Raw genomic sequence first — 25682 nt, forward strand, 5'->3', positions numbered from 1 at the left:
GGCACCCTGCCCTAGGGCTTGGGCAGGGTGCAGCCGCTCGCGCTCAGGTCGAGCTTGTTGTCGATCCCGAAGCAGGCGGGGATCTGGTAGGTCTGCTGGGCGTAGTTGATGCCCTTGCGGACGGTCACGGTGCCGTTCGCGTCGACCTCGCACGGGTTGTTCACCGTGCAGCGCTCACCGGACTCGTTGCCGGTGTTGTTGACGGCGACGACCTTGTTGGTGGCCTGGTCGACGACGGGCGAGCCGGAGGTGCCGCCGATGGTGTTGCAGGCGGAGGTGTAGCGGACGGAGTCCTTCCAGCTCCAGTCGCCCTCCTTCAGGGTGGGCACGAACCCGTCGATGGAGCAGCTGTAGATCCGCTTCCAGTAACCCGAGGGGATGCCGATGGCGGTGCCGGCGACCGGGTGGGTGTCGTTCAGCGTCAGCGGGCTGATGTTGTACGAGCTCTTGATCTGCGCGTACGTGGTGGTGAGCTGGTACAGCGCGACGTCCGTGTCGGTCATCGTGCCGTAGGCGAGCTTGGCGGCGCGCAGGGTGGCCACGCGCGAGCCGGAGGCGTTGAGCAGGCTGAAGGTGCGGCTGGACGCCTTGTCGACGAGGACCTCGCCGGGCCCGGGGAAGCCGGACTCCAGACAGTGGCCGTTGGTCATCACGAGCGCCGGGTCGTCGCTCTCGGAGTCCGGCATGCGCACGACCGAGCCGGAGCAGTTGCTGAGCGCGACCGTGCCGGCGAAGTTCACCGCCTTGGCCGACGGGTCGAGCCCGGCCAGCGTCTGCTCGACGGACGTGACCACGCCCGACACGGCGGACGCGGCCGAGCCCGTGTCCGCGACCTTGCCGACGCCCGTGGGGGCGGCCTCGGCAGCGGTCGCGGGAGCCGCGCCGGCCCCGGCTATCGCCAGGGCGAGGAACGCGGCGGCGAGAGGTTTTCTCATGGGGGTCCCCTCTTGCGACGGAGGCGGCCGGAGAATCTCCGGCCGCCCGCATTGTTGTCATGCACATTGTGATCGTCGCAAGGGGTGCCGCACAAGAACCCGTTCCACGACCGGAACCTCGACTTCCGGCCCGGCCCTGCGCAACGGGCCGGAACGGCAGGCCACTTGAGGCTCAGGCAGCGGCACCCGAGGCCGGACCCGGCCCCTCGTACCGGGGCGTCACTTGGGTCCCTTCGTGCCGCCGGGGCCGTGCCCCGGCTTCCCGTCGGCGCGGCCCGGAGGTGCCGTGGTGGCGGGGGCCGAGGTCGTCGGAGCGCCGGCCGTGGGGGCGCCGGCCGAGGGCTCCGGCGTGTCCGTGCCGTCGTCCGAGGGGGAGCCGCTCACCGGATCCGAGGGACCGGCGGAGACACCGCCCGAGGCCTCGCCGCGGCCCGTGGGGGCGTCCAGCGGCGCGGCGGGGGTCGACGCGGGGTCGTCCGCCGGCGACGCCGCGGACGTCTCCCCCGCCGTCGGGGAGGTGCGGCCGCCCTCGCCGCCCCCGGCCCCTCCGGAGGAATCACCCGAGAAGGAGAAGCCGGCGATCAGCGCGACCGCCGAGACGGCGCCCACCGCCCCGGCGGCCATCGCCACGCGGCGCGTGCGCCACGGCCGCGGCTTGCGCCGGGAGCCGTGCCCGCCACCGGACCGGCCGCGCGCCGGCACCGCCGGAAGCTCACGCGTGTCGCTCTCGCCGCCCGCGCGCCCACCGCCCCCGTCGACGCGCGCGCCGTCCCCACCGTCCACGGCGGCGGTGCCGTCATAGACGTCCTGCCACCCGTGGGCCTGGGCCGGGTCGGCGTAGGCGTCGTACGCCGGGGGCGGGGCACCCTGCGGCACGTAGACGGGCGGCGTCCCCGGGGGCGTGCCGCCCGTCGCTCCGTCGGCGTACTCGAATGGCTTGGACATGGCGGCGCATTCTAGGGACCTGAGGTGCTGGTGGGACAGTCGACGGCGATATGCACCCAAACCGCCGCGTCTCACGTGGCGGAAAACACGACCCGTGACGCGTTACCGGGCCGTAAGCTCCCAGACATGCAGGTGATCCAGTCGACCAAGCTCGCCAACGTCTGTTACGAGATCCGGGGCCCGGTGCTCGAGGAGGCGATGCGGCTGGAAGCGGCCGGTCACCGGATCCTCAAGCTGAACACCGGCAACCCGGCGGCGTTCGGCTTCGAGTGCCCGCCCGAGATCCTGGAGGACATCCTCCGCAACGTCTCCTCGGCGCACGGCTACGGGGACGCCAAGGGCCTGCTGGCCGCCCGCCGCGCGGTCGTGATGCACAACCAGACCCTCGGCATCGAGACGGACGTCGAGCACGTCTTCATCGGCAACGGCGTCTCCGAGCTGATCGTGATGGCGATGCAGGGCCTGCTCGACGACGGCGACGAGGTCCTGGTGCCGGCCCCCGACTACCCGCTGTGGACGGCGGCCGTCTCCCTCTCCGGCGGCACGGCGGTCCACTACCGCTGCGACGAGCAGTCCGACTGGATGCCGGACCTGGCCGACGTCGAGCGCAAGGTCACCGACCGCACCAAGGCGATCGTGATCATCAACCCGAACAACCCCACGGGCGCCGTCTACGACGAGGCGATGATCAAGGGCCTGACCGACATCGCCCGCCGCCACAACCTGCTCGTCTGCTCCGACGAGATCTACGACAAGATCCTCTACGACGAGGCCGTGCACACCCCGACCGCCAAGGTCGCCCCCGACCTGCTCACCCTCACCTTCAACGGCATGTCGAAGGCGTACCGGGTGGCCGGCTACCGCGTGGGTTGGATGTCGATCTCCGGACCGCGCGCGCACGCCGACTCCTACATCGAGGGCCTGACGATCCTGGCGAACATGCGCCTGTGCGCGAACATGCCGGGACAGCACGGGGTGGTCGCCGCGCTCAGCGGCCGCCAGACGATCAACGACCTGGTGCTGCCGGGCGGGCGGCTGCGCGAGCAGCGGGACGTCGCGTACGAGCTGCTCACCCAGATCCCGGGCGTGACGTGCGTGAAGCCGAAGGGGGCGCTGTATCTCTTCCCGCGCCTCGACCCCAAGGTCTTCAAGATCAAGGACGACCGGCGGATGGTCCTGGACCTGCTCCGGCGGGAGAAGATCATGGTCGTCCAGGGCACCGGCTTCAACTGGCCGGAGCCGGACCACTTCCGGGTGGTGACCCTGCCGGCGGTCGGCGACCTGCGCGACGCGATGGGCCGGATCGGGCATTTCCTGGACGGCTACAGCCAGCACTGACCCGGACGCCGTTCACGGTGCGCATGCGGCCGGTCCGATTTTGTGAACAGCTCAACTTTAGACGAAATCTAAGCTAGGATGGTTTCCTGTAAGCACTCAGGAGGCCCTCCCATGTACGAACCGATCCGCACCAAGTCGGTCCACAGCACGCCGGACGGCCCCAACCCGGACTTCCCCCACCGTTCCCGCGAGGAAGAGCTGGACATCCAGCTCGCGGGCCATCTCGCCGCCCTGCTGGCCGTCACGGACGAGCTGCGCGCGACGGAGGGCTCGGCCGACCTGGACACGGCGGCGGAGCGGCTCGCCGAGCAGGTGAGCAGGCTCAGGGGCGGAACCGCCCCGGCCCGGGTGTCCGGCACCCGGCGCGAGCGGAGCACCGCCGCCCTGCACCGGCGGGCGCACGCCCTGGCGGGCCGGGCGCTGGTCGTCGCCGCCTCCCGCGCCGACACGGCGGCCGCGATCCTGGCCGCCGAGCGGATGGACGCCCACACGGCGGCTCTGGAGCCCCGCGAACTCGCGTCCCGCTGAGCCCTTCCCCGGGCTCCCGCTGAGCCCTTCCCCGGGCTCCCGCTGAGCCCTCTCCCGGGCTCCCCTCGACGGCCCCGGTCCGCGCGCACCCGCAGCGACGCGCGGACCGGGCGCCATGAACCCCTCCGTGAGGGCCATCGGGTACCCGTGCCCGGTGGCCCTCACGCTTGTAGCAAGGCACCCCATCAGCCGCCCCCAGCCGTCGGCCCGCCGGGGCCGCGTACAGCCGGGACCACGCGCGCGGAGATGACTGAACCGGTCGGGATCAGCCGGAGCGCTGCGCGCCGAGGGCGGTGACGACGTGACGGAAGACCACGCGTCCGTCCGCCTCCGCATCAGCCGACGCCTCAGCCGACGCCTCAGCCGACGCCTCAGCCGTCGCTTCCGCCCCCACCAGGACACCCGTCTCCGGGTCGACGGTGAAACGGCACGTCAGGCTCTCGTCCGGGGCCCAAGCACTGAACGGAAAGGTGCGCAGCGGACGGACGCCTGCCCGGACCGAGGTCGCCGACACGGCCGTGACGTGAGCCAGGTGGGACACGATCCTGGCGGGCGCGAGCAGTTCGGCCAGCCGGGCCGCCGACGGGCTCGTCACGTCCGGCACGTAGTCCCCGGTCACCTCCACCTCGCGCCCACCGGTCGAGACCGTCCAGGACCGGGCCGACGGCCCGCCCGTGAAGGCCAGGTCCTCGTGCGGGTCGACCTCCACGGCGACGTCGGCCGTCAGCCGGACGGGCTCCACCAGGGTCCGGGCCATCCGCGCCACCACCCACCCCGCCTCGGCCGACGACCGCACGTCGCGGACGCTCAGCTCATGGACCCGCGCCGTGGCCAGCGGGCCACGGTCGTCATGGAGCGTGGCGGACGACAGGAAACCGGTGCCCGGATCGAGCCGCACGACCAGGCCCCGGGCACCGGGCGGCAACCAGGCGTCGGCCGGGTCGGCGAACAACGGGTGCGGAACCAGGACGAGTTCGACATACCCCTCACCGCCCTCGGCCCGCGTCACCGCCCCGATCCCCCGGATCAACCGGGCAGGGTCGAACAGCACGGCCCACGGCTCGTCGGAGTCCTCCTCCCGGAGCAGGGCGGGCGAGACCCCGTCCAGCCGAAAGGTCCGTGTTCCCCCGGGCCGCCGTGAGGCAGGCCCGCCGGTCGTCCCGGCACCGAACCGCCCTCCGAGCTCCGGCTCGAACTCCCGCTCCTCGTAGGCGATCTCGACCACCGCGTCCACCTGCGCGTCCTCGGCGACCGTCGCGGCGAGCCGGGACAACGCCCAGGCGGTCAGCGGGTCGTGCTCCGCGGGCGGGACGCCCAGCCAGTGGGTAGTTGCCATGATGCCCAGGTCTCCTCGGCACCGGGACGATCCGGTGCCCACTGCACGTACAGTACGCGGTACGGGTGGCCGGCAGGCGGCGCGCCCAGGGTCTCGATCGTGTACGAGCGGTCCTCGTTCTCCGTGATCCGGCAGCCCGGTTCGGTGATGCCCGCCCCGCAGGCCAGGATCTTCTGCCGCCGCGTGTCCTCGTCCGGGATGCCGGCCTCGTCGATGCGACTGTGCAGCATGAACGAGACGTACGACGGGGCGGAAGCGGCGGTGACCGTGACCTTGAGGGCCGAGGCCGGGGCCCTTTCAGCACCGTCGGCGGGGCGCTCCCAGGAGAGGCGTCGCGGTGGTGTCTTGCGGCGGCCGTCCCCCCACTGACCTGCCACCAACGGCAGGCCGGTGCCGTCCTGCTGCCGGGCGGCCGGAGCCGGTGGGGCGGCGGGGGTGGCGAGAGCGGACGGCGCCCCCGTCACCGGATCCGCCGTCCGCCCCGCACCGGGCGCCGTCGAGGACCCGGTGGGCGCCCCCGCGCACGACACGAGGAGCAGGACGGCGGCACTCCCCGCCACCGCCCCGCTCAGCATCCGGCGAGTCAGCCGGTGCACTTGATCTCTTTGTCGTTCTGGTTGTAGACGTGTGCCGAGCCCCTGCCCTGCGGGCCGGACACGTAGAAGCGGGCCTGGCCCTTGTAGCGGTACCAGGTGTCCTTCTTGCACCCCTTGGGCGCCACCACGCGCAGGCTCTTGGTGTTCTTCTTGCCGCCCTTGCCGGTGCTCAGGTGCTCCCAGCCGTACCAGCGGGAGCGGGACAGCGAGCCCTCGGTGTTGAGGTTCGGGGCGACCTGGCCGCACTTGGTGTCGAAGTGCACGTTGATGGTGCCCTTGGTGGTGTGCGAGTTGTGCGGGTAGTCCACGGAGGCCTTGCACAGGTACGGCAGCCGCTTGGCGGCGGCCCGGAAGCCCGCGGAGCCGGACGCCTCCACCGGGTCGTCCGCTCCCAGCTCCGCCTCGCCGAGCACGGCGTCTCCCGTGGGGAGTTGCTGGTCCGGCTCGGTGATCTCGACGACCTCGGTCGTGTCGGTCCCCACGGCCTCCGCCGGGATCCCGTCGGCGGCGACGGCCGGGCCGCCCGTGGTGAAGGCGACCGAAGCGGTGAGCGCGGCGACGGCTATGGACGTGGTGATGCGCAGCCCTGGGCGCATGGTCATGGCCACAAGTTCCCCCTGTGTGGTCAGAAGCATGGTGATGCCGAAGACGAACGCCGTTTTCAGGTCGGCGGCGCCCGCCGGAAGTCACTCTGACCTTTCAAGATCAGCAAGCCAAGTCCCGCACGACGCCGAGGAAACGATCCTGCCAAGGCGGGAGGCATGGAACGAAGTGCTCCACTTTGCGACGACTCGCCTCAAACGCGGAGACAAGCACGGGAGTTACCGCGAGCCACGGGAACGCGTGAAACGGCTCGGACGCACGTACGGATATGGCTTATAACCACCTGCGGGTTCGCCGTAGCACGGAGAAAGTCAGCGTCCGGAAGCGGCGAGGATTCGCGTTGGCATCAGCGGCCAGTGACGGGTTGTACCCCGCTGCGTTCGCTGCTGTGGCCCTGTGTGCTGCTGAATTTCCTGGGAGAGATGCATGAGCAGCCAGACGAAGTACTCGGCAACCGTGTTGCTGCTGATCATCTCCGCGGCGGCCCTCCTGGTCTTCTCTCCCAATGCCATCGACCAGCCCATTGTTTGGTGGACTGCGCTCAGCACCGGCTGTGCTCTGATCATCCGCCTCATCAGCCTGCGGCGCTCAGCAAGGCGTCGGAGGTGAGTCTGCGGCTTCCGGCCCACCAGGGCGGAAGCCGCACGGGGGGCGAGCGGACCCGCCTATGCTTCCGCCATGCAGCAGCCTCGATCCATGGCGATGACCGATGGTGACCTGGTTGCGGCGTTCCCACACCAGCTCGCCGATGACGTTCGCGCGGTCCTGGCGGTCATGCCGGAGGCCCGGCTCGCACCTGCGTCGCCGTTCTCGGTGTACGTGGGCGATGAAGCCATCGCCCTTCCGTACCGGATCTATCAGGACGAGCTGCCTGTCGACGTGGTGTGCTCGCTGACGGCGGTGCAGCAGGCGATCCTGCACTGCCTGTACTCACGGCACTGCGACGGGCTGGTCCGCCAGCGTCACCTGGAGCACATCGCCACTTCCGACGAGCCGTGGGTGGTGCCGTTCGTGGTGCAGTTGGCCGGCGAGTACGTTGTGGAGATCTTGGAGTGCATCCGACACGGCCTTTCCGACCTGCCCTCCAAGCGGTCCACCCAGCGGCTGGCGTACGGGGACTTCATCGCACGGAATCCGGGGTTCTTCGCGCGGACCGAGCACCGGGTGGTGAGTTACTGGGCTTGCTATCACCGGGAGAGGTTCCCCGATTTCGGCACATACCCGGGTGGCCATCTGCTGGAGATGCTGCGGGCCGCCGCGATCGACCGCACGGGAAGGCCATGGCCCCGGCACACGCCCGCCGGACCAACGGCGGTGACCGGTCCGTGAGATGAACACCGTCGCCGTCACCCGGCGAGTGCGAGGCTGGGCAGGCGGGCGACGCCGAGCACCGCATGGCGGACGCAGTCGCCTTCAGCCGACAGTCGCGAGAGATCTTCCATGTCTTCATGCGGGCGAGGGCGTGTTCGATACGGGCCCGGACCTGCTCGTGGCACCGTCGACGACGAGCACCGTATCCCTGCGGAACCGCTTCCGCGCTTGCATCGGGCCCCAGCCGGTCGGCTGGGGCTCGGGTCCGCTCGAAGCACCCCTCGCGGTCAGCGCGGCTCCGTCGGGCGGGCGCCTCGCAGGAACTGTGTCACCGCGGTGTCCACGAGTTGTTCGAGCCGTCCGGGCTCGATCATGCCGCTGTTGAGCATGGACGTGATCCCCAGGACGGTGGCGTAGATGATGAGTCCGAGGTCCTCCGGATCGCCCTCCTCCAACTCGCCGCGCGCCTGGCCCTCTTCGATCAAGTCGCCGATCTGGCCGAACGCGGCTGCGGCGGCCTCGGCGACCGCGGTCGCCCCGGGGCGGTGCTTGCTGGAGTTCATCAGCCCGGCCAGCGCGGCGTTCTCGGTCGCGAACCGGACGTAGGCCGACGCGAACGCGTGCAGGCGAGCGGACAGGTCATCCTCGCCATCGATCGCGTCCACGGCGGCCCGCAGCTCCGCGCCCAAGCGGACGAACCCCGACTCGGCGAGGGCGTCGAGCAGCGCGCGGCGGTCCGCGAAGTGCCGGCGGAACGCCGCGTGACTCACGCCGATGTCCCGCGCCAGGTCCCGCACCGAGAGCTGATCGACCCCGTGCGCCCTCAGGCTGCGCTCCGCCGCGTCGAGGAACTCCATGCGGAGATTCCCGTGGTGGTAGGGCCGCTGGTCGGTGGTGTCAGGCATGGGGATCAGCCTACTCAGCGCAATGTTTCCATTGACAACAATGTTTCCAGTGGATACTCTCGTGGCGTGTCCCCGATCCCTCCCCGCCGCCTTGGCCCGGCGGCTGTGGGAGGCGTCGGAGGAACTGAACCGGCACACGCTTCCCCCCTCGATGCGCCCGCGCCCCCCACCTCGTGAAAGGACCCGCCCCTGTGCTCCGTCCATGGAAAGACCCGCAGAGAGATGCGCGGAATGACCCGCCGAAGAACCCTCGGAAGGTGAACGAACTCGTCGTCGTCTCCGGCGCCTCCACGGGCATCGGAGCCGCGACGGCCCAGGCCCTCGCCGCAAGGGGCTACCACGTCCTCGCCGGGGTACGCACCGAAAGCGAGGCGGACGCCGTCCGGGCCGACGGCATCGAACCGGTCACCTTGGACATCACGGTCCCCGAACACATCGAGGCCCTGGCCCGGCGGATCGCCGACGACCCGGAACGGCGCCTGCTGCGCGTCCTGGTCAACAATGCGGGGATCGAGATCAACGCCCCCGTCGAGGTGCTCCCTCTCGCCCTGTGGCGCGAGCAGTTCGAGGTGAACCTCTTCGGGCACATCGCCGTCGTCCAGAAGCTTCTGCCCCTCCTGCGGCGGAGCCGGGGCAGGATCGTCAACATCAGTTCCGTGGGCGGGGTGGCCGCGCTGCCCGTCTTCGGGGCGTACGCGGGAACCAAGTTCGCCCTCGAAGCGGCCAGCGACTCCCTGCGCCGCGAGGTCTCGGCGCACGGTGTGCAGGTCGTCGTCGTCCAGCCCGGCGGCGTCCGGACCGAGATGGCCGCCCGCAGCGGTGACATCTCCCTCGAACTCGCCGCTGGGATGAGCGCCGAGCATCAGCGTCTCTACGGCGGCCTGATCAACGCGACGGTGGCGTCCAACACGGCCTTCCTCAAACGCGCCGTACCGGCGGCGAAGGCGGGGGCCAGGATCGCCAGGGTGGCGACCACGCCCCGCCCGCGCGCCCGGTACACCCTCGGCACGGACGCCGCCTTCGTCATCCCCCTCGCCCGTCACCTGCCGGCCCGGCTGATGGACGGCATCCTCGCGATGAGCCACCGGTCCCGGAACCCGAAACCCGCGCCCGCACCCGAGTCCGCAGGAAGTCCTTCATGACCGCGCTCGCCGACCGCATCGAACTGATCGAGCTGATGGGTCTCTACGCCGACATCGCCGACCTCAAGGACTTCACCCGCCTCCCCTTCCTTGTCCACACGGACTCAGTGACCCTCGACTTCTCCTCGGTCATCGGCCTGCCGCCCATGACCGTGCCGCTCGACGAGTACGTCCAGGTGCTGGGCCAAGCCTTCGCCCCCTTCTCCGCCACGCACCACACCATCACCGGCCACGTCATCGAGATCGACGGCGACCGCGCGACCCTCCATGCGCACGTCCGCGCCGAACACTGGGTGCCGGCGGAGCGAGCAGGCGGCGGGCCGGACCGATGGCTGGTCATCGGCTTCTACGACAACGAGGCCATCCGGACACCGCAGGGCTGGCGCCTCAGCAGCGTCAAGCTCACCGCCACGCACCAGGAGAACGCCCACCTGCCAGGGCCTGCCCCCGTCATATGAGCCGGCCGGCCCGGCACGGCCAACTCCGCACACAGCAAGCTGGGTTGGTCCTGAAGCCGCCACACCGCGCTCGGCTCGCGTCCACGACGACGTACGGCGTGGACACCGGATTCATCCGCGAACCGGCGGGCACCTGAAACTCCATGACGACTTGGGGGGAAGTCCTACTACTACCTGCGAACCCCTACCTGTACGCCGGTAGCGACCCTGTCAACAACACCGACCCCAGCGGAATGCTGTCGATCTCATCGCTTGCGCTGTCAGCGATACCGGAATGCCCCTGGCTAGGAGCAGTGAGGGAAGGTCAGTAGTGCTGGACAGCAAGTCTCAGAGCAGGCTGGTAACCGGCCTCATTCTCCTGATCCTTACAGGCCCCTTCGTGCTGTCCCGGGTGGACTGGGGCACGACAGGCATACTCCGGCTCGTCGCATGGGGAGGAGTTGTCGGGCTGCTCACCTACCCCATCGCCTTCCTGTGGCATCGCCACACCACCAACCAGCGAGATGTGCGGCGACAGCAGTGATGGACGGCGGCCCCGGTTCCGACTGTCACCCACGGTGCTCCGGCGTGCTCCGCGTATGGGTCGAGGTTGAAGCCCGACCCGCCAGTCGCCCACGAACTCGGAGGGGGCGTTGGGATAGGAGGGAGGGACGCGTCGATGGACGATGCCATCAGGGCAGTGCGAATCTTTTCGGCGATAGTGTTGATCGGCGGAATATGTGCGTGCATCACTGGAACACTTGCTGGCGATACCGTGCCGATCGTGCTCGGAGTGATCGCAGCGGCATGCGGAATGATTCTGATGGTTCTCGCCTTCCTGGCCCATCGAAAGACCCGCCCCTGACAAGGCGCTCTGAATTCGTTCAAGACAGCGGGGCGCGAGCCTTAATCTCCTTGCCCTAAGAGAGTGGGGTTCTTGCAGTGAATGAAAGGCGAAAGCTGAAGATCTTCGCCGCTGTCAGCGGGGTGGTGTCAGTCGCCGCTCTTGTTCAAGCATTTCTCACTGACGGATCCGGGAAAGTAACACTCATCACGCTGGGCGCTCTGGGAATCGTCGGCATCGGAATGCTCATGTATGCCATGCAGGACCGAACGGGATGGAGACGGAATGGTTAGTGCCCTTGTCACCGCCTTGATCCTCGGAGGAGTTCTCGGTGTCATCACCGTACTGGTCAAGAGCCGTCGTAATCGTTAGAGGGGTGGCGGCACGCTGCTTGGGTGGGCACCCAGTTTCGCCAGACTTCCTTGAGTCAGGGGAAATTATTGAAGGCAGACTTGCAGTTCGCTTCCCCATGGGCGCGGTACCCTTTTGGTTTCTGCTGACCGGATGCGCTTTACTTCTCACTGACCGACGCTTGATTGTCCTGCGCTTCGGGAAAGTGACCGGGCTTCCTGCCGGTGTCATCTGGGAAAGCCCTCGCGGGGCATGCGCTGCAAGCTTCGCCCGAGGGAAGGTTCGCATCACAGCTCCTGATGGCGGGTTCGCGAAGGGAAAAGAGATGCTGGTGTCGCCGCTACGCATGTATGACGCCCGCGCCTTCGTTGGTCGCGTGAACGGTCAGGTTTGAATCACAGCAATAAGACCGTCTGAACCACGTGGAGCGGGTCTCATGCGGAACTGGTTCCCTGGTCGCCCCCTGAGATGGCTCATGGTGGGTTACGCAGCAGTGATGACCACCCTCCTTCTCCTGGCCTTCGCGTTGGGCGAGGAAAGAACGGCCATGCTCTGCCTGGTGGGGGCGGCTCCTGGCATAGCGGCCTGCGTCTACGTTGCTCGTGGGCGCCGGAGGAGTCACTCCTGGCCGCCGGATTCGTCGGCGAACCGGCGGGCACGTTGAACTCCGAGACGACTGGGGGAAGGCCCGCCACTCTGCTGTGCCGGAAGGGGACGTTGCACCGTGAGCGACAGAATCAGGATGAGCATCTTCCTGGCCGTGGTCGCGGTCGCCACCGTGGTCGCCCTGCTGCAAGGCCTCGCGGCGGAGGGAACACAGAGGGTCCTCCTCCTCACCCTGGCAGCTCTGGGCGTGGCGTCGCTCCTCATGTGGACGATCGGTGTCCGCAGCAAGGCCAGGAGAAACAGCTAATGCCCATCAGCCAGGACAAGAAGCTGACGTTGTTCGTGGTGATCGGCGCCGCCTTCGGACTGTTCTGTCTCGTCCTGGGCGCTAGCGAACAGAACCTCGTGCTCATGGGTGCTGGAGCACTTGCCGCTCTCGGCGGGCTGGCGTTGACCTTCATGGCCACGGCCCGCCGGGGAACGAGGAGGTGAGCGCACTGTCCCGTGCCGCCTCATTCGCCGTGGCTGCCCTGTGCGCTGTCGCGTGCGTCCTGTGCCTACTGACGCCAGGATCGGACAGCGGCCCTTTCCCCCTCGTTGCGGTCCTCTCCGGTTCGATGGCCGTCATCTGCCTGAGGCAGGGCCTCCGCACACGCCGGTGACGGGCGACTTGAGGGACGTGACGAAGGACGTCCAGGCCGGGGCCGTCATGGTGAGGACCGGGCCGTGGGGGACCTTGGAGTCACGGACGGGGACGACGGCGGTGTGGGCGTCGCACACTTCGAGGCAGTTGCCGCCGTCGCCGTTGCTGTAGGTGCTCTTGCGCCAGCGGGCGGCGCCGGGGAAGGCCTCGGCTACCTCGACGCAGTCGCCGCCCGTTCCGTTGCTGTAGGTGCTCCTGCGCCAGACGGCAGTACTCAAGTCAATCGCGCTGCTTGCCATTTCGCACATCCTCAGCCGTTTGTTGAATCAGGGCGAGGGACGCCTCGGGTGGCAGTGCGGCGGCCCTGAGCAGATCGTACGACCGGCGGTACTCCTCTACGAGAGCCGGATCGTCGATCGTGTCGCCGCTGTGCTGAGACTCCAAGTAGACCAACGGTGGGGCGTCGACGAAGGTCATGACCTTGGCCATCCCCATCATGAGGGGGTGCGGCCCGCAGTTCCACGGAAGTACCTGGGGAACGATGCGACGGCGACGCGCCAGCGCAGCGATGTGCTCCAACTGCTCAGCGGTCTGCTGCGGGGGAAGAACTGGTTGCCGCAGCATTACCTCCGAGAGGATCGCCCAGTACATGGGCGTCTTGTGGTTGTCCTCGAACAGGCGCGCCCGTGCCAGGCGGGCGCTGACCTTCTCCTCTACCTCCTCTTCCTGAGCCAGCGGCATGGCTGCCTGGACGAGCGCCCGGGCATAGGCATCCGTCTGCAGCAAGCCGGGAATCAAGGTCGGGCACCACTCCTCGATGGACTTGGCGTGCTGCTCCGCCTCCAGCACCCGCTCGAAGTAGCTCGCATGCCCCCGCCGCTTCGCCCGCCGCACGTCCTCGCACCGCCGCCGGAAGAAGCCGTCCGTGCCGAGCACCCGGTCCACGTGTTCGGCGAGTTCCGCCGGCATCCGGCGGGTGCCGCGCTCGATCTCGCTGAGGTGGCTCGGGCCGTAGAAGCTGCCCTCGACGAGTTGCTGGAGGGTCAGGCCCGCCTCCTCCCTCTTCCAGCGCAACTCACTGCCGTAGAAGGTCGGGACGCCCGTCGAACCGTCGATGTCCTTGCGCTGACCCATCGTTCACCGTCCTTGGTGTGCCGTTACCGCCCGCTACCAGCCCCTTGAGCACCGGAGCGCGGGTCGGGCGCGGGATGCCGGGGGGCTGTCACGGTACGGCGGTCGGCGGCAGAGTGTGAGGAGTTCGTCACTCAGCGCACTGGAAGGTGTGAACCCCCATGCACAGCCCTGCCGAAGCGGAAGCCGATGCCTGCGTCGAGGACCTGCGTGTCGCGCTCGCCGCGCACGGCATCACCCTGCCGTCCCTCGGAGTCGACCTCCCGGCCTTCGCCTCCCGCTGCCCCACCCGGCCGCTGATCGCGCTCGGCAACTGCAATCTCCTCACCGCCAAGGCCCTGGCCGCCGCCCTGCGCAAGGGTGCGGCGTGACGCGGCCGGTGGTGACGCTCGAACTGCTCGCGAGCCCCGCCGAGGTGTCCGCCGTGCGGCGGGCCCTGCGACCACTCGGCATCGACGTGCAGCTCTGCGCGAGCGAGCTGGTCACGAACGTGATCCGGCACGTCGGGGAGGGCGTGCCCGTGACGGTACGGGTGTGGGAGGAGGAGGGCGGACGCGTCCGGCTCGGGGTCACCGACCCCGATCCCCGGGCCCTGCCCGTCCTCGTCGGAGCAGGCACCCCCGCGGCCCAGGCGGAGTCGGGCCGCGGGCTGGCGCTGCTCGACGCGCTGGCCGTGCGGTGGGGCGTGGAGCAGGAGGCCGGCCGCAAGACGGTGTGGTGCGAACTGTTCACCGACACCGAAATCACCGTCGGCATCCCGGAAAAGCCCGAGCGCCCCGGTCGACACAACGCGTCGGCCGGAGCGCTCGGTACTTCATCGGCACGTTCGTGAGCCCGCGGAGCGGGCCGCGCCGAAGCGGGCGGGAGTGGGCCTGTCGCCGCCGGTTTCCGTCGAGGCGATCGGAGGGTGGCGACGGGCCCGGAAACCCCGCACGCCGTTGTGCGGGCCCCGCCAGTCGGTTCCGCGGCCGGCCGTGACGATGTTGCTGGTCAGGGCACTGTCGGTTCCAGCCGGCCGCGGAGTTCAGGGGTGGGTTCAGCCCAGGCGCTCCACCAGGGCGCGGTACTCGTCCCACAGCTCCTTCGGCGTGTGGTCGCCGAAGGTGTTGAGGTGCTCGGGGATCAGCGCGGCCTCCTCGCGCCAGACCTCCTTGTCGACCGTGAGCAGGAAATCCAGGTCGGACTCGGCCAGGTCCAGGCCGTCCGTGTCGAGGGCCTCCTTGGTCGGCAGGACGCCGATGGGGGTCTCGACGCCCTCGGCCTTGCCGTCCAGGCGCTCCACGATCCACTTCAGGACGCGGCTGTTCTCACCGAAGCCGGGCCAGACGAACGTGCCCTCGTCGTCCTTGCGGAACCAGTTGACGTAGTAGATCTTGGGCAGCTTGGACTGGTCCTTGTCCTTGGCCACGTCGACCCAGTGGGCCATGTAGTCGCCCATGTTGTAGCCGCAGAAGGGCAGCATGGCGAAGGGGTCGCGGCGCAGCTCGCCGACCTTGCCCTCGGCCGCGGCGGTCTTCTCGGAGGCCACGTTGGCGCCGAGGAAGACGCCGTGGTTCCAGTCGAAGGACTCGGTCACCAGGGGGACGGCGGTGGCGCGGCGGCCGCCGAAGAGGATCGCCGAGATCGGCACGCCCTTGGGGTCCTCCCACTCCGGCGCGATGATCGGGCACTGCGAGGCCGGGACGGTGAAGCGGGCGTTGGGGTGGGCGGCCGGGGTGCCGGACTCGGGCGTCCAGTCGTTGCCCTTCCAGTCCGTGAGGTGGGCCGGGGGCTCCTCGGTCATGCCCTCCCACCACACGTCGTTGTCGTCGGTGAGGGCGACGTTCGTGAAGACGGCGTTGCCCCACAGCGTCTTCATCGCGTTGGCGTTGGTGTGCTCGCCGGTGCCCGGCGCGACGCCGAAGAAGCCGGCCTCGGGGTTGATGGCGTAGAGGCGGCCGTCCTCGCCGAAGCGCATCCAGGCGATGTCGTCGCCGATGGTCTCGACCGTCCAGCCGGGGATGGTCGGCTCCAGCATGGCGAGGTTGGTCTTGCCGCAGGCGCTCGGGAAGGCCGCGGCGACGTACTTGGCCTCGCCACGCGGCGGGGTGAGCTTGAGGACGAGCATGTGCTCGGCGAGCCAGCCCTCGTCCCGGGCCATGACGGAGGCGATGCGCAGGGCGTAGCACTTCTTGCCGAGCAGGGCGTTGCCGCCGTAGCCGGAGCCGTAGGACCAGATCTCGCGGTCCTCGGGGAAGTGCGAGATGTACTTGGTCTGGTTGCAGGGCCAGGGGACGTCCTGCTGGCCGGGCTCCAGCGGGGCACCCAGGGTGTGCACGGCCTTGACGAAGAAGCCGTCGGAGCCGAGCTCGTCGAGGACGGCCTGGCCCATGCGCGTCATGGTGCGCATGGAGACGGCGACGTAGGCCGAGTCGGTGATCTCGACGCCGAGCGCGGACAGCGGCGAGCCGAGCGGGCCCATGCAGAAGGGCACGACGTACATGGTCCGGCCGCGCATCGAGCCGCGGAACAGGCCGCCCTGCCCGCCGGAGCCCTGGAAGATCTCCCGCATCTCGGCGGGGGCCTTCCAGTGGTTGGTCGGGCCCGCGTCCTCCTCCTTCTCGGAGCAGATGAACGTCCGGTCCTCGACGCGCGCGACGTCGGTGGGGTCGGAGGCGGCGTAGTAGGAGTGGGGGCGCTTGATCGGGTCGAGTTTCCGGAAGGTGCCCTTCTGGACGAGCTCCTCGCACAGTCGCTCGTACTCGGCCTCGGACCCGTCACACCAGACCACGTTGTCCGGCTGCGTCAGTTCTGCGATCTCGTTGACCCACGAGATCAGCCCCTGATGAGTGGTGGGGACGGTGGGAGCCGCGATGTCGCGCGCCACGATTGCTCCTAAATGAGGGATTTTTTTGATGTGGAGGCCCCGTGGGGGCTGCGACCCGGATGCTTCACGGTGTGGCTTGGGCGCTCATCCGGTGCCGACCGCACTCATTTGATCATCCGATGGAAGCGCCCATCTGTCCAGAGGAGCGCACAGGTGAGCAACGTGAGGATCGCCACGGTTTCTCGGGGGCTCTTTGCGTGCACGTTGCGTTCACCTGACCGTTCGTTTGCGTCACCATGGTTCGGTCAGGGTGAGAGGATGGCCACTCTCAGTCGTCCAAGAAGGGCGACTGACGCGTCACTTACGGTTCCGTAGCTACCATTTGGCCATGACTGCGTACGTCCCCGACGCGCCCTCGGACTCGCCGGCCGGCGGCAGCGGTCCGCAGGCGCTTTCCCTGCCGCACCCCGTGAAGCCCAAGCTCCGGGGCTGGCTGCACCTCGGCATGTTCCCGGCCGTCCTCGTCGCGGGCCTGGTCCTGACCGCCCTGGCCGACACGACCAGAGGACGCATCGCCTGTGGCATCTTCGCGCTGACGGCGTGCCTGCTGTTCGGCGTGAGCGCGCTGTACCACCGGGGCAACTGGAGCCCTCGCATGGACGGCGTGCTGCGCCGTCTGGACCACGCCAACATCTTCCTGATCATCGCGGGCACCTACACGCCGCTGACCATGCTGCTCCTGCCGGGCGACAAGGGTGAGTGGCTGCTGTGGGGGATCTGGACCGCCGCGGCGGCCGGCATCCTCTTCCGCGTCTTCTGGGTCGGCGCCCCGCGCTGGCTCTACACGCCCTGCTACATCGCGATGGGCTGGGCGGCCGTCTTCTACCTGCCGGACTTCATGCGCACCGGCGGGGTCGCGGTCCTCGTCCTGGTCATCGTCGGCGGCCTGCTCTACAGCGCGGGCGGCATCATCTACGGCATCCAGCGCCCGAACCCGTCACCGCGCTGGTTCGGCTTCCACGAGGTGTTCCACTCCTTCACCCTGGCGGCCTTCATCGCGCACTACGTGGGCATCTCGCTGGTGGCGTACCAGCACGGCTGACCCGTCCCCTCCGCTCCGGGCCACGGCCCTCCGGCCGTGGCCTTCCCGCGTGCGCGGGGAGCCCCTCGGTCATGGCCGGGCCCGAGGCGGATGCCGGACAATGACCTTCATGACGGCCGCACGCACCGCTTCCGCCGACCGCCCCCAGCCGGGTCTCCGGGAACGGAAGAAGATCAAGACCCGCCGGGCGATCCGCACCGCGACCTACGCGCTCGTCGAGGAGCAGGGCTACGAGGCCACGACGATCGAGCAGATCGCCGAGCGTGCCGAGGTGTCGCCGTCGACGGTCTTCCGGTACTTCCCCACCAAGGAGGACATCGTCGTCACCGGCGAGTGGGACCCGCGCATGCCGGCGGAGCTGCGGGCCCGGCCGCAGGACGAGTCGTGGGCCGACGTCCTGCGGCACGTGATCCGCACGGCCCTCGAACAGAGCCTCGCCGAGGAGCCCGAGGTGATGCGGCTGCGCACCCGGCTCGGCGTCGAGGTCCCGGCCGTGCGCGCCCGGATGATGGAGAGCACGGCCGCGACCGGCCGGCTGCTGCGCGAGGCCCTCGCCGAGCGCTCCGGCCTCGACCCCGACGGCCTTGAGCTGCGGGTCTTCGCCATGTCCGTGATGGGCGGCCTGATGGAGGCCTCCCACTACTGGGCCGAGACCGGCCACCGCGACGACATCCGGGACCTCGTCGACCGTGCCCTGGACGTCCTGGAGCACGGCCTGCCGACCGGAAAACCCTGAGGCCGGCGCGCCGCTCACCGTGACATCCTGACCGGGTGAACGGTCCCGAGATCCACGTCGAGTTCGCCCCCGAGCTGCACCTCTTCGTCCCCCGGGCCCGGCGGGACGGCACCGTGCGGGCCGCCACCGACGGCGTCTCCAGCCTCGGCCATGTCATCGAGTCGCTGGGCGTGCCGCTGACCGAGGTCGGCGCCCTGCTGGTGGACGGCCGCGAGGTGCCCGTCTCGCACGTTCCCGCGGCCGGGGAGTCGGTGACGGTACGGACCGTCGCACGCCCCCAGCGGGTCCCGGGCGCTCCCCTGCGGTTCCTCCTCGACGTCCACCTCGGCACGCTGGCCCGCCGGCTCCGGCTGCTGGGTGTGGACACGGCGTACGAGTCGACCGACATCGGCGACCCCGCCCTCGCGGCGCGTTCGGCGGCCGAGCGGCGGGTCATGCTGAGCCGCGACCGGGGGCTGCTCCGGCGCCGCGAGCTGTGGGCCGGGGCGTTCGTCTACAGCACGCGCCCCGAGGAGCAGCTGCGGGAGGTGCTGGAACGGTTCCGGCCCGGGCTGCTGCCCTGGACGCGCTGCACCGCCTGCAACGGGCTGCTGCGCGAGGCGACCAAGGACGAGGTGGCGGATCAGCTGAAGCACGGCACGCACGCGACATACGACGTGTTCGCGCAGTGCGGCGCGTGCGGGCGGGCGTACTGGCGGGGTGCGCATCACGAGCAGCTGGAGGCCATCGTGCGGGAGGCCGTCGCGCTGTGCTCCGAGGGCCGTTGAGGGTGCCCGGGGTGGGGAACCGCGGGACCGTCGTGGCCGGCCGCGCAGTTCCCCGCACCCTTCGAGGGGCGCCTTCCTAGCGCCTGGTCGCGTCTCCCTCGCCGCAGGCGATCCCGTCCCTGTTCCTGTCCAGGCCCAGGGGGTCGTCCTTTCCGTTGACCTTCAGGCGGCCGTAGTCGTTGATCTCGAGCCACTCGCAGCGGGCCGCCGTCGTCTTCTTCACCTCCGCCGGGAAGTCGGTCGGCACGCAGACGTTGATCGAGCCGTAGTGCCGGTCGCAGCCGGAGACCGTCGGGCTGACCTTCTGCGCCGTGCGCTTCTTGCCGGGCCCCGTGACCTTGCCGGCGGGCGAGTCCGCGAACTCGTGGACGTGGGCCGAGGCGTCCGTCGCCTTCAGGGCCTGCGGGCCCTGGAGGTGCACCCACTTCGCCACGGACGGCACCCCGTTGGCGTCGACCGCGAAGAGCATGTACCAGCCGGGCGGCGCCAGGTTGGGGTTGCTCGTCACGTTGAGGTCGACGTTGTTGCCGTCGACCGACAGCGGCAGGTCCACGAACCGCTGGTTCGGGTCGGAGGAGTGCGTCACGGCGGCCGGGCGGATCAGCTCGGCCTTGGCGACGGGCCGGTCGACGGTGATGCGCTGGGTGTCGCCGTAGGTCCACTCGGTGTCGATGACCGAGGTGATCTGCGGACGCGGGCCCTTGAACAGGTAGGGCGGGCTGTAGACCGACACGTCGTGGTTCCAGGAGCCGTTGCCCGGGTTGTCACCGGTGGTCATCACGCGTCCGTCGGGCAGCAGGAACGCCGAGGAGTGGTAGCCGCGCGCCTCGGGGTCGACGGCCACCGGGTCGAACGTCTCCGACTCGGGGTCGAAGATCGACGTCTCGTAGACCGGGTTGGCGCGGTTGTGCAGGGCGCCGCCCGTCTCCAGCACCTTGCCGTCGGGCAGGAGCACCGCGGAGACGTACATCTTGCCCTGGTTCCCGGTCTGCGGGACGGGCCCGTTGCCCAGGTCGACCGTGCCCTGCGGGATCGGTGGCCCGGCCACGTACGACGGGTTCGGCTGCTTGAGGTCGATGATGTCGGTCAGGCGGTTCGCCTCCGGGTTGGAGTCGATGTTGCCGCCGCCGAGGGTGAGGACCTTCTGGTCCTGCGCCGGGGGCAGCAGCACGCTGGCCGACTGGTCGCGCTCGTCCTTGCTCTGCAGGCCCGGCACCTGGGTGATGGTGTTGGCGCCGTAGTCGTAGATGGCCGAGCCGGTGCCGGGGATGTTGTTGCCGAAGACGTGGCTGCCCGAGTAGAAGAGGCGGCCGTCCTGCATGAGGATCATCGACGGGTACAGACCCCAGTACGACCAGGTCTGGTTGACCTTCCACAGCGGCTGCCACTGCTGCTCGGCCTCGGAGAACAGCTCGGCGGCGACCGAGCCGGTGGAGTCCTCGCGCAGGCCGCCGAAGGAGATGACGTCGCCGTTGCCGAGGATCGTGGCCGACGGGTACCAGTGGCCGTCGTTCATGTCGTTGGTTTTCGTGTAGGTCTCGGTCTCCGGGTCGAAGATGTACGAGTCCTTGTAGCCCTGGTAGCCGACCCGGCCGTCCGCCGTCGGGTAGCCCTTGTTGCCGGACATCACCAGCACGCGGCCGTCCTGGAGCTGGACGTGCCCGGCGCAGAACATGTCCTTCGGCGTGGGGATGATCTTGTAGGAGCCGTTCACCGGGTCGTAGACCGCCGAGGTGAAGGTGCCCGCCTCGAACATCGACTCGTCGTTGCCGGAGCCCGCGATCAGCAGCACCTTGCCGTTGTGCAGGACCACGGAGTGCATGGAGCGGACCGGGTTCTGCGTGGGCAGCACGTCCCACTTGCCGTTCGCGCACTGCTCCGCCGTGCCGGTGCACTCCGGCGGCAGGACCGGATCGGGGACCTGGTCCATCGTGTAGTCGTCGGTGGTGGCGGAGCCGGTGCCGTAGACCGAGACGCCCCAGGAGATGCGGTCGGTGCCGGCCGGGACCTCGGGGGTGCGGACCGTCGCCTCGGTCCAGCCGCCCGCCAGGTCCAGGGTCTTGAGGTCGGTCCAGTACTGCCAGCCGGCCGTGGTGTCGTGCCGGAACAGCGTGATCGCCGCGTCGGGCGTGGTCGTCTTGTACCAGAGCCCGAGGTCGTACTGCTTGCCCGGCGTGACCACGGGCGCGCACGCGGCGGACTCGGTGATCAGCGCCTTGCGGTCGCCCTCGACGCGGCGGGTCAGCTCGACCTTCATCGCCTTGGAACCGGTGTGCGCGTCGGCGGTGGTGGTGAAGGTGAAGTCGTTGTCGCCCCAGCCGGACTTCTCCCAGCAGTAGGGCATGTCGCCGGCTCCGGCGGTCTCGAAGCCGGGGTTCTTGATGAGGTTGGCGGCGGAGGCGGGCTGGGGTGCGGTCAGGAGCAGGCCCGCGGTGAGGCCCGCCACGGACAGGAGTGCGGTCGTTCTGCGACGAGGGTTCACGCGGCTCTCCTTGCGGTGCGGCCGCCGCGCGCGGACTCCTCACGGGCCCGGCGCGGCAGGTAGACCAGCGCTTCGGTCGCCACGAAGCGCAGGACGAACGTCGTCACCAGCGCGAGCGCGGTGGCGGACAGCACGCCCAGGTGCAGCTGGTGCACGAACAGGGCGATCAGCGGGATGCGCAGCACCAGGTCGGCGTTGGCGAGCAGCGCGAACCGCCCGGCCCGGTCCCACCAGCGCCGGTGCCGGCGCCGCTCGCGGAACAGCAGGTGCTCGATGAGCACGAAGTTCCAGGCGACGCCGAGCTGGTTGGCGAGGATCTCCGCCGGTACGTAGTGCATGCCGAGCGCGGTCAGCGCCCACAGGCCGAGCAGGTTCGGCAGGAAGCCGGTCAGCCCGATCAGGCCGAAGCCGACCATCCGCGCGACCGGTGAGGCGGCGCGCAGCCCGGCCAGGTGGCGCAGGAAGCGCATCCCCTCCTGCGCGGTCGACTTCGACTCCCCCGCGAACCGGTCCTGGAAGACGAACGGCACCTCGGTGACCGTGCGGGGGCGGCTGCGGACGGCGAGTTCTAGGAGGATCTTGTAGCCGAGCGGCTGGAGGACCTCGGCGGTGACCGCGCTGCGGCGGATCGCGAAGAAGCCGCTCATCGGGTCGCTGATGCCGTGCAGCCGCCGCGGGAAGAGCGCCTTGGTCAGCCAGGTCGCCCCGCGGGAGACGGCCACCCGGTAGCTGCCCGCGAGCCCGGCCCGGCTGCCGCCCTTGATGTACCGGGAGGCGACGACCAGCCCGGCGCCCGCCCGTTCGCCGGTGGCAACCAGGTCGGGCACGAGGGACGGCGGGTGCTGGCAGTCGCCGTCCATGACGACGATCCAGTCGGAGGTGGCCGCCTTCAGCCCCTCGACGACCGCTCCCCCGAGGCCGCCCGCCGGCTCCTCGCGGTGCAGCACGGTCACCGGGAACGGGCAGTCCTGCGCCGCCTTCTCGATGACCTGGGGCGTGTCGTCGGTGGAGTCGTCGACGAAGAGGACCTCGCAGGGCAGCCGGGCCGGCACTGCCTCGGTGATCTGGCGCAGCAACTGCCGTACGTTCGCCGACTCGTTGAACGTCGGGACGACGATGGTGACGGCGCCCGGTTCGGGGATCTCGGCGGTCTCGACCACCTCGCCGGGGACGGTGTACTCCTGGCTCATCGCGCGCCTCCGGCGGTGGTCTGGATCTGGCGGATCTCGATGCGGTCCTCGCCGGTGCCGAAGGTGGCGACCGGTTCGGAGTGCTCCATGGCGGCCTTGACGTTGGGCAGGTCGGCCGCGTCCCGCCGTACGGTCGGCGAGGCGACGACGTAGTCCAGGTCCTTCCAGCCGCGCGGCATCGTCTTCGTCACCGCCGGGTCCAGGTCGGCCTTGTAGAACCAGATGACGCCGAGCCCGGGCCGGTAGCCCTGGTGCACCAGGTCGAGCCAGAGGGCGTCGTCGACCAGCACACGGGTGCGCTCCGGGTGTTCGACCTCGGTGGCGAGCCACTTGGAGGCGGCCTTGTAGGGGGCGTTGGCGTCGGTGGTGACGGCGGTGCGGGCGCCGTCGTACCAGTGCGGCAGGACGTAGGCGCCCGCGGCCAGGGCGAGGACCGTGGCGAGCGCGTACCGGCCCACGCTGACGTACCGTTTCTCCGCTTCGTTGCGCCAGCGGCTGAGCACCGCGTGGGCGACGGAGGCGGTTCCTCCGGCGAGGACCAGCGCCAGGAACGGCAGGGCCTGGATGACGTACATCGCGGGCAGGTAGCCGTTCGGGCGGAGCGCGAGCGCGGCCAGGATCGCGACGGCCAGGGCCGGTCCGGCCAGGGCGCGGGCGGTGACCGACCAGCGCCAGGTGACCAGGAGCAGCAGGGCGCCCGCGAGGCCGCCGAGGGGCAGGATCCGGTCGTAGTAGAGCCACGACTGGAGCACGCCCCAGGACCCGGAGCCCTGGTCCAGGATGAAGCCCGAACCGGGGCGGGTCATCTGGTACTTGACGCCGTCCCAGAGGGAGACGTGCCCGGCGCCCGGCAGCAGTTCGCCCTTGAGCAGGGCGAACAACGGGTAGGAGAAGCCGATCAGGGCGCAGGCCGTGACGGCGCCGGTGAGGGCGAACTTGCGGGTGTCACGGTGGCTGTGGCGCCACATGGTCAGGAACAGGGCGGGCAGGACGACGAGCATCGTCTCCTTGGTGAGGACGGCCGTGGCGGCCGCGATGCCCGCGCCGAAGTGGTGCCACAGGTGGCGGCTCGGGGAGGCGGCCAGCGTGAAGGCCAGCAGCGTCCACATCACCGCGAGGTTGTCGAGGAAGATCTCCCGCTGGAGCACGACCGACAGCGGCGACAGGCCGAAGAAGGCCATGCCGAGTGCCGCGGCCCAGCGGGGCAGGGCGAGCCGGCGGCCCAGCACGTAGACGAGGACCGCGCTGATGCCGCTGATCACCAGCATCGCGGCGCGCATGGTGCCCACCGTCATCGACTCGGGACTGATCAGCGCGGGGATCCAGGTCAGGACGGCGATCTGGATCCAGCCGAGCGGCGGGTGGTCGTACCAGTAGGTGTAGTGGGCCAGGCCGTTGCCCTGCTGCACCGACCAGGCCTGGGCGAGGTAGGTGCCCTCGTCGTCGCTGAGGGCGGGGTAGTCGGCGATGTTCCAGCCCTGCACGACGAGGATCGCCAGGAGCAGGACACCGCACAGGAGCAGGTCGGGACGCGAGGAGCGCAGCCGGCCCGGCGGTTCGGCGCGCCGGTGGCTGCCGGTGCCGGACACAGGTCTGCGCTGCGCGGGGACTTTGGAGGTGGTCACCGCGGGAAGGGTGGAGGTCACGCGGGAACGTCCTCTCGGGTCACGTCCTGCCGGGACACCGCGCTGTCGTCGAGGTGCGCGCCGACATGGGTCGTCAGCTCCCAGTCGTTGCGGCCGCGCTGCTCGCGCCACACGGCACGCACGGCCGCCCCGGCGAGCAGCACCTGGTAGAAGGGGCCACCCACGATCAGCTTCAGGTAGTGCGCGAACCGCACGCGCAGCCCGTACTGCCTGCCGAAGTCGTGCAGTCCGACGATCTCGAAGACGAAGGTGACCAGGGCGGTGACGGCCGGCAGGAAGGTGATGAAGGCGATGCCGACGGGCACGTCCAGGAAGAGCGCGATCGCCACGTTGAGCGGGATGATCAGGCCGGTGAAGGCCTGCATGAACGGCGTCATCAGCGTGTAGCGGGCGAGCAGCCGCTGCCCGAGGGTGGGCAGCTGCTTCCAGTCCTTCTTCCGGTACACCTGGAGGAAGCCCTGGTTCCAGCGGGTGCGCTGCTTCAGCAGGGACATCAGCGAGCCCGGGGTCTCCTCGCGGGTCACCATGTCGGAGTCGTAGGCGACGACGACCTTCTTGCCGACGCTGGACAGGCGCACACCGAGGTCGCAGTCCTCGGCGAGGCAGTTCGGGTCCCAGCCGCCGGCTTCCCGCAGGACGCCGGTGCGGACGAAGACCGTGTTGCCGCCAAGCGGAATGAAACCTTTCTGCGCGTGCAGGTGGAGCCGCGAGCGGAACCAGAAGAAGTACTCCAGGCAGTTGCGCAGGCTGTACCAGCTGGAGTGGAAGTTGATCAGCTGCACCCCGCCCTGCACGACGTCGGCGCCGGTGGTGCGGAAGGCGTGGTCGACGTGCGCGAGGAGTTCGGGGTGGACCTGGTCCTCCGCGTCGAAGACGCCCACGACGTCGCCGCGGCAGTGCGGCAGGGCCGTGTTCATGGCCTTCGGCTTGTTCTTCCTCTCGTGCGTGTCGACGACGACGCGGACCCGGGGGTCACGCGCGGCGGCCTGCTCGGCCACGGCGGTGGTCTCCGGGTCGTCGTGCCCGACGATCACGATGATCTCGAAGTCGGTGTGGCTCGACTCCAGCAGGCGCTGGATCGTGTGGTCCAGCACCGCCTGTTCGTGCCGGGCGGGCAGCAGCAGCGAGAAGGAGACGTGCTCGTCCCCGTCCGGACGGCTGAACCGCGTCGAGGCGAGCACTTCCGGCGTGCGCCAGGCGTGCATCTGCCACCACAGCGTGAACGCCGCCATCCAGAACAGCGCCAGTGAGACGGCAGCGATGAAGACAGACGTCAGCAAACAGATCCCCCCAGATCTCTGA

General features: G+C 69.8%; 28 protein-coding genes and 1 pseudogene. 15 read left to right on the forward strand and 14 right to left on the reverse strand.

Annotation, left to right across the window (positions count from 1 at the left end; translation table 11 throughout):
- Positions 1-11: 11 nt before the first annotated feature.
- Positions 12-935, reverse strand: a complete 924-nt coding sequence (locus ACF07N_RS08890) for a serine protease (RefSeq protein WP_383324511.1) — start codon at positions 933-935, stop codon at positions 12-14.
- A 219-nt stretch (positions 936-1154) separates the two neighbouring features.
- Positions 1155-1880 carry a hypothetical protein gene (locus ACF07N_RS08895; protein WP_392110069.1) on the reverse strand — a complete coding sequence of 242 codons (726 nt, stop codon included), beginning with the start codon at positions 1878-1880 and terminating at the stop codon, positions 1155-1157.
- Positions 1881-2006: 126 nt separating this feature from the next.
- On the opposite strand from ACF07N_RS08895, the gene ACF07N_RS08900 reads away from it, so the two are divergent.
- Both ACF07N_RS08900 and ACF07N_RS08905 read left to right on the forward strand, forming a co-directional pair.
- Complete coding sequence (locus ACF07N_RS08900; RefSeq protein ID WP_383324517.1) at positions 2007-3218, forward strand: pyridoxal phosphate-dependent aminotransferase; 1212 nt, start codon at positions 2007-2009, stop codon at positions 3216-3218.
- A gap of 111 nt (positions 3219-3329) precedes the next feature.
- Positions 3330-3746, forward strand: coding sequence for a hypothetical protein (locus ACF07N_RS08905; RefSeq protein ID WP_392110072.1), 417 nt, complete (start codon positions 3330-3332; stop codon positions 3744-3746).
- Between the two features lie 265 nt (positions 3747-4011).
- Here the strand turns inward: ACF07N_RS08905 and ACF07N_RS08910 are convergent, their stop codons facing one another.
- Genes ACF07N_RS08910 through ACF07N_RS08920 form a run of 3 tightly spaced genes read right to left on the reverse strand, consistent with a single transcriptional unit; the run spans position 4012 to position 6280 of the window.
- Positions 4012-5082, reverse strand: coding sequence for a hypothetical protein (locus ACF07N_RS08910; protein WP_392110075.1), 1071 nt, complete (start codon positions 5080-5082; stop codon positions 4012-4014).
- Complete coding sequence (locus ACF07N_RS08915) at positions 5031-5678, reverse strand: hypothetical protein (protein ID WP_392110078.1); 648 nt, start codon at positions 5676-5678, stop codon at positions 5031-5033. Before ACF07N_RS08915 ends, ACF07N_RS08910 begins: the two co-directional genes overlap by 52 nt.
- Complete coding sequence (locus tag ACF07N_RS08920; RefSeq protein WP_392110081.1) at positions 5666-6280, reverse strand: hypothetical protein; 615 nt, start codon at positions 6278-6280, stop codon at positions 5666-5668. The genes ACF07N_RS08915 and ACF07N_RS08920 overlap by 13 nt, the downstream gene beginning before the upstream one ends.
- Before the next feature lie 427 nt (positions 6281-6707).
- Here ACF07N_RS08920 and ACF07N_RS08925 point away from each other — a divergent pair, with 427 nt between their 5' ends.
- Both ACF07N_RS08925 and ACF07N_RS08930 read left to right on the forward strand, forming a co-directional pair.
- The gene (locus ACF07N_RS08925) at positions 6708-6890 is read left to right on the forward strand and encodes a hypothetical protein (protein WP_392110084.1); all 183 of its coding nucleotides are present in this window, start codon (positions 6708-6710) and stop codon (positions 6888-6890) included.
- 87 nt (positions 6891-6977) lie between these two features.
- Entirely contained in the window at positions 6978-7610 is a 633-nt protein-coding gene (locus ACF07N_RS08930; protein ID WP_392110087.1) for a hypothetical protein, read from the forward strand.
- Between the two features lie 17 nt (positions 7611-7627).
- Here ACF07N_RS08930 and ACF07N_RS08935 read toward each other — a convergent pair.
- Positions 7628-7779 (reverse strand): annotated as a pseudogene (locus ACF07N_RS08935) (IS5/IS1182 family transposase); the annotation flags it as partial.
- A gap of 100 nt (positions 7780-7879) precedes the next feature.
- Positions 7880-8497, reverse strand: coding sequence for a TetR/AcrR family transcriptional regulator (locus ACF07N_RS08940; RefSeq protein WP_392110090.1), 618 nt, complete (start codon positions 8495-8497; stop codon positions 7880-7882).
- A 257-nt stretch (positions 8498-8754) separates the two neighbouring features.
- On the opposite strand from ACF07N_RS08940, the gene ACF07N_RS08945 reads away from it, so the two are divergent.
- From ACF07N_RS08945 to ACF07N_RS08970, 6 genes are all read left to right on the forward strand, one after another.
- Positions 8755-9639, forward strand: a complete 885-nt coding sequence (locus ACF07N_RS08945; RefSeq protein WP_392110093.1) for an SDR family NAD(P)-dependent oxidoreductase — start codon at positions 8755-8757, stop codon at positions 9637-9639.
- Positions 9636-10097, forward strand: a complete 462-nt coding sequence (locus ACF07N_RS08950) for a nuclear transport factor 2 family protein (protein ID WP_392110096.1) — start codon at positions 9636-9638, stop codon at positions 10095-10097. Before ACF07N_RS08945 ends, ACF07N_RS08950 begins: the two co-directional genes overlap by 4 nt.
- A gap of 310 nt (positions 10098-10407) precedes the next feature.
- Positions 10408-10620, forward strand: coding sequence for a hypothetical protein (locus ACF07N_RS08955; RefSeq protein WP_383324543.1), 213 nt, complete (start codon positions 10408-10410; stop codon positions 10618-10620).
- Positions 10621-10755: 135 nt separating this feature from the next.
- A complete protein-coding gene (locus ACF07N_RS08960; RefSeq protein WP_392110098.1) occupies positions 10756-10941 on the forward strand; it encodes a hypothetical protein in 186 nt (61 codons plus the stop codon).
- 1054 nt (positions 10942-11995) lie between these two features.
- Positions 11996-12184, forward strand: a complete 189-nt coding sequence (locus ACF07N_RS08965; protein ID WP_383324549.1) for a hypothetical protein — start codon at positions 11996-11998, stop codon at positions 12182-12184.
- The gene (locus ACF07N_RS08970; RefSeq protein ID WP_392110101.1) at positions 12184-12369 is read left to right on the forward strand and encodes a hypothetical protein; all 186 of its coding nucleotides are present in this window, start codon (positions 12184-12186) and stop codon (positions 12367-12369) included. The genes ACF07N_RS08965 and ACF07N_RS08970 overlap by 1 nt, the downstream gene beginning before the upstream one ends.
- A 132-nt stretch (positions 12370-12501) precedes the next feature.
- On the opposite strand, the gene ACF07N_RS08975 is transcribed toward ACF07N_RS08970, so the two are convergent.
- Both ACF07N_RS08975 and ACF07N_RS08980 read right to left on the reverse strand, forming a co-directional pair.
- Positions 12502-12819, reverse strand: a complete 318-nt coding sequence (locus ACF07N_RS08975; protein ID WP_392110103.1) for a DUF397 domain-containing protein — start codon at positions 12817-12819, stop codon at positions 12502-12504.
- Positions 12800-13654, reverse strand: coding sequence for a helix-turn-helix transcriptional regulator (locus ACF07N_RS08980; RefSeq protein ID WP_392110105.1), 855 nt, complete (start codon positions 13652-13654; stop codon positions 12800-12802). Before ACF07N_RS08980 ends, ACF07N_RS08975 begins: the two co-directional genes overlap by 20 nt.
- A 158-nt stretch (positions 13655-13812) precedes the next feature.
- On the opposite strand from ACF07N_RS08980, the gene ACF07N_RS08985 reads away from it, so the two are divergent.
- Positions 13813-14022: a hypothetical protein gene (locus ACF07N_RS08985; protein ID WP_392110107.1), complete on the forward strand. Its 210-nt coding sequence runs from the start codon at positions 13813-13815 to the stop codon at positions 14020-14022.
- Complete coding sequence (locus ACF07N_RS08990; protein ID WP_392110109.1) at positions 14019-14483, forward strand: ATP-binding protein; 465 nt, start codon at positions 14019-14021, stop codon at positions 14481-14483. The genes ACF07N_RS08985 and ACF07N_RS08990 overlap by 4 nt, the downstream gene beginning before the upstream one ends.
- Positions 14484-14687: 204 nt before the next feature.
- Here the strand turns inward: ACF07N_RS08990 and ACF07N_RS08995 are convergent, their stop codons facing one another.
- On the reverse strand, positions 14688-16517 hold the full coding sequence (locus ACF07N_RS08995; protein WP_383324564.1) for a phosphoenolpyruvate carboxykinase (GTP): 1830 nt from the start codon (positions 16515-16517) through the stop codon (positions 14688-14690).
- A gap of 328 nt (positions 16518-16845) precedes the next feature.
- On the opposite strand from ACF07N_RS08995, the gene ACF07N_RS09000 reads away from it, so the two are divergent.
- The 3 genes from ACF07N_RS09000 (at position 16846) to ACF07N_RS09010 (ending at position 19062) form a co-directional block, all read left to right on the forward strand.
- On the forward strand, positions 16846-17559 hold the full coding sequence (locus ACF07N_RS09000; RefSeq protein WP_383324567.1) for a hemolysin III family protein: 714 nt from the start codon (positions 16846-16848) through the stop codon (positions 17557-17559).
- 109 nt (positions 17560-17668) lie between these two features.
- Positions 17669-18295: a TetR/AcrR family transcriptional regulator gene (locus tag ACF07N_RS09005; RefSeq protein ID WP_392110111.1), complete on the forward strand. Its 627-nt coding sequence runs from the start codon at positions 17669-17671 to the stop codon at positions 18293-18295.
- 35 nt (positions 18296-18330) lie between these two features.
- Entirely contained in the window at positions 18331-19062 is a 732-nt protein-coding gene (locus ACF07N_RS09010; protein WP_383324573.1) for a Mut7-C RNAse domain-containing protein, read from the forward strand.
- A 76-nt stretch (positions 19063-19138) separates the two neighbouring features.
- Here the strand turns inward: ACF07N_RS09010 and ACF07N_RS09015 are convergent, their stop codons facing one another.
- The 4 genes from ACF07N_RS09015 to ACF07N_RS09030 are packed head-to-tail and all read right to left on the reverse strand — an operon-like array spanning position 19139 to position 25660.
- Positions 19139-21544, reverse strand: a complete 2406-nt coding sequence (locus tag ACF07N_RS09015) for a galactose oxidase-like domain-containing protein (protein ID WP_392110115.1) — start codon at positions 21542-21544, stop codon at positions 19139-19141.
- A complete protein-coding gene (locus tag ACF07N_RS09020) occupies positions 21541-22734 on the reverse strand; it encodes a glycosyltransferase (RefSeq protein WP_392110118.1) in 1194 nt (397 codons plus the stop codon). Before ACF07N_RS09020 ends, ACF07N_RS09015 begins: the two co-directional genes overlap by 4 nt.
- Positions 22731-24380 carry an ArnT family glycosyltransferase gene (locus ACF07N_RS09025; protein ID WP_392110121.1) on the reverse strand — a complete coding sequence of 550 codons (1650 nt, stop codon included), beginning with the start codon at positions 24378-24380 and terminating at the stop codon, positions 22731-22733. The genes ACF07N_RS09020 and ACF07N_RS09025 overlap by 4 nt, the downstream gene beginning before the upstream one ends.
- Positions 24377-25660, reverse strand: a complete 1284-nt coding sequence (locus ACF07N_RS09030; protein WP_392110124.1) for a glycosyltransferase — start codon at positions 25658-25660, stop codon at positions 24377-24379. Before ACF07N_RS09030 ends, ACF07N_RS09025 begins: the two co-directional genes overlap by 4 nt.
- Between the last annotated feature and the right edge of the window lie 22 nt (positions 25661-25682).

The organism is Streptomyces sp. NPDC015242 (genome assembly GCF_043079125.1).
In the GTDB taxonomy this organism is placed as follows: Bacteria; Actinomycetota; Actinomycetes; order Streptomycetales; family Streptomycetaceae; genus Streptomyces.

Coding starts and splice junctions, on each gene's coding strand:
- ACF07N_RS08890 (WP_383324511.1), bottom strand. CDS start 935: ATGAGAAAACCTCTCGCCGCCGCGTTCCTCGCCCTGGCGATAGCCGGG.
- ACF07N_RS08975 (WP_392110103.1), bottom strand. CDS start 12,819: ATGGCAAGCAGCGCGATTGACTTGAGTACTGCCGTCTGGCGCAGGAGC.
- ACF07N_RS08980 (WP_392110105.1), bottom strand. CDS start 13,654: ATGGGTCAGCGCAAGGACATCGACGGTTCGACGGGCGTCCCGACCTTC.
- ACF07N_RS08905 (WP_392110072.1), top strand. CDS start 3,330: ATGTACGAACCGATCCGCACCAAGTCGGTCCACAGCACGCCGGACGGC.
- ACF07N_RS09020 (WP_392110118.1), bottom strand. CDS start 22,734: ATGAGCCAGGAGTACACCGTCCCCGGCGAGGTGGTCGAGACCGCCGAG.
- ACF07N_RS08910 (WP_392110075.1), bottom strand. CDS start 5,082: ATGGCAACTACCCACTGGCTGGGCGTCCCGCCCGCGGAGCACGACCCG.
- ACF07N_RS08960 (WP_392110098.1), top strand. CDS start 10,756: ATGGACGATGCCATCAGGGCAGTGCGAATCTTTTCGGCGATAGTGTTG.
- ACF07N_RS08950 (WP_392110096.1), top strand. CDS start 9,636: ATGACCGCGCTCGCCGACCGCATCGAACTGATCGAGCTGATGGGTCTC.
- ACF07N_RS09000 (WP_383324567.1), top strand. CDS start 16,846: ATGACTGCGTACGTCCCCGACGCGCCCTCGGACTCGCCGGCCGGCGGC.
- ACF07N_RS08920 (WP_392110081.1), bottom strand. CDS start 6,280: ATGACCATGCGCCCAGGGCTGCGCATCACCACGTCCATAGCCGTCGCC.
- ACF07N_RS08940 (WP_392110090.1), bottom strand. CDS start 8,497: ATGCCTGACACCACCGACCAGCGGCCCTACCACCACGGGAATCTCCGC.
- ACF07N_RS08895 (WP_392110069.1), bottom strand. CDS start 1,880: ATGTCCAAGCCATTCGAGTACGCCGACGGAGCGACGGGCGGCACGCCC.
- ACF07N_RS08985 (WP_392110107.1), top strand. CDS start 13,813: ATGCACAGCCCTGCCGAAGCGGAAGCCGATGCCTGCGTCGAGGACCTG.
- ACF07N_RS09005 (WP_392110111.1), top strand. CDS start 17,669: ATGACGGCCGCACGCACCGCTTCCGCCGACCGCCCCCAGCCGGGTCTC.
- ACF07N_RS08930 (WP_392110087.1), top strand. CDS start 6,978: ATGGCGATGACCGATGGTGACCTGGTTGCGGCGTTCCCACACCAGCTC.
- ACF07N_RS08925 (WP_392110084.1), top strand. CDS start 6,708: ATGAGCAGCCAGACGAAGTACTCGGCAACCGTGTTGCTGCTGATCATC.
- ACF07N_RS08970 (WP_392110101.1), top strand. CDS start 12,184: ATGCCCATCAGCCAGGACAAGAAGCTGACGTTGTTCGTGGTGATCGGC.
- ACF07N_RS08900 (WP_383324517.1), top strand. CDS start 2,007: ATGCAGGTGATCCAGTCGACCAAGCTCGCCAACGTCTGTTACGAGATC.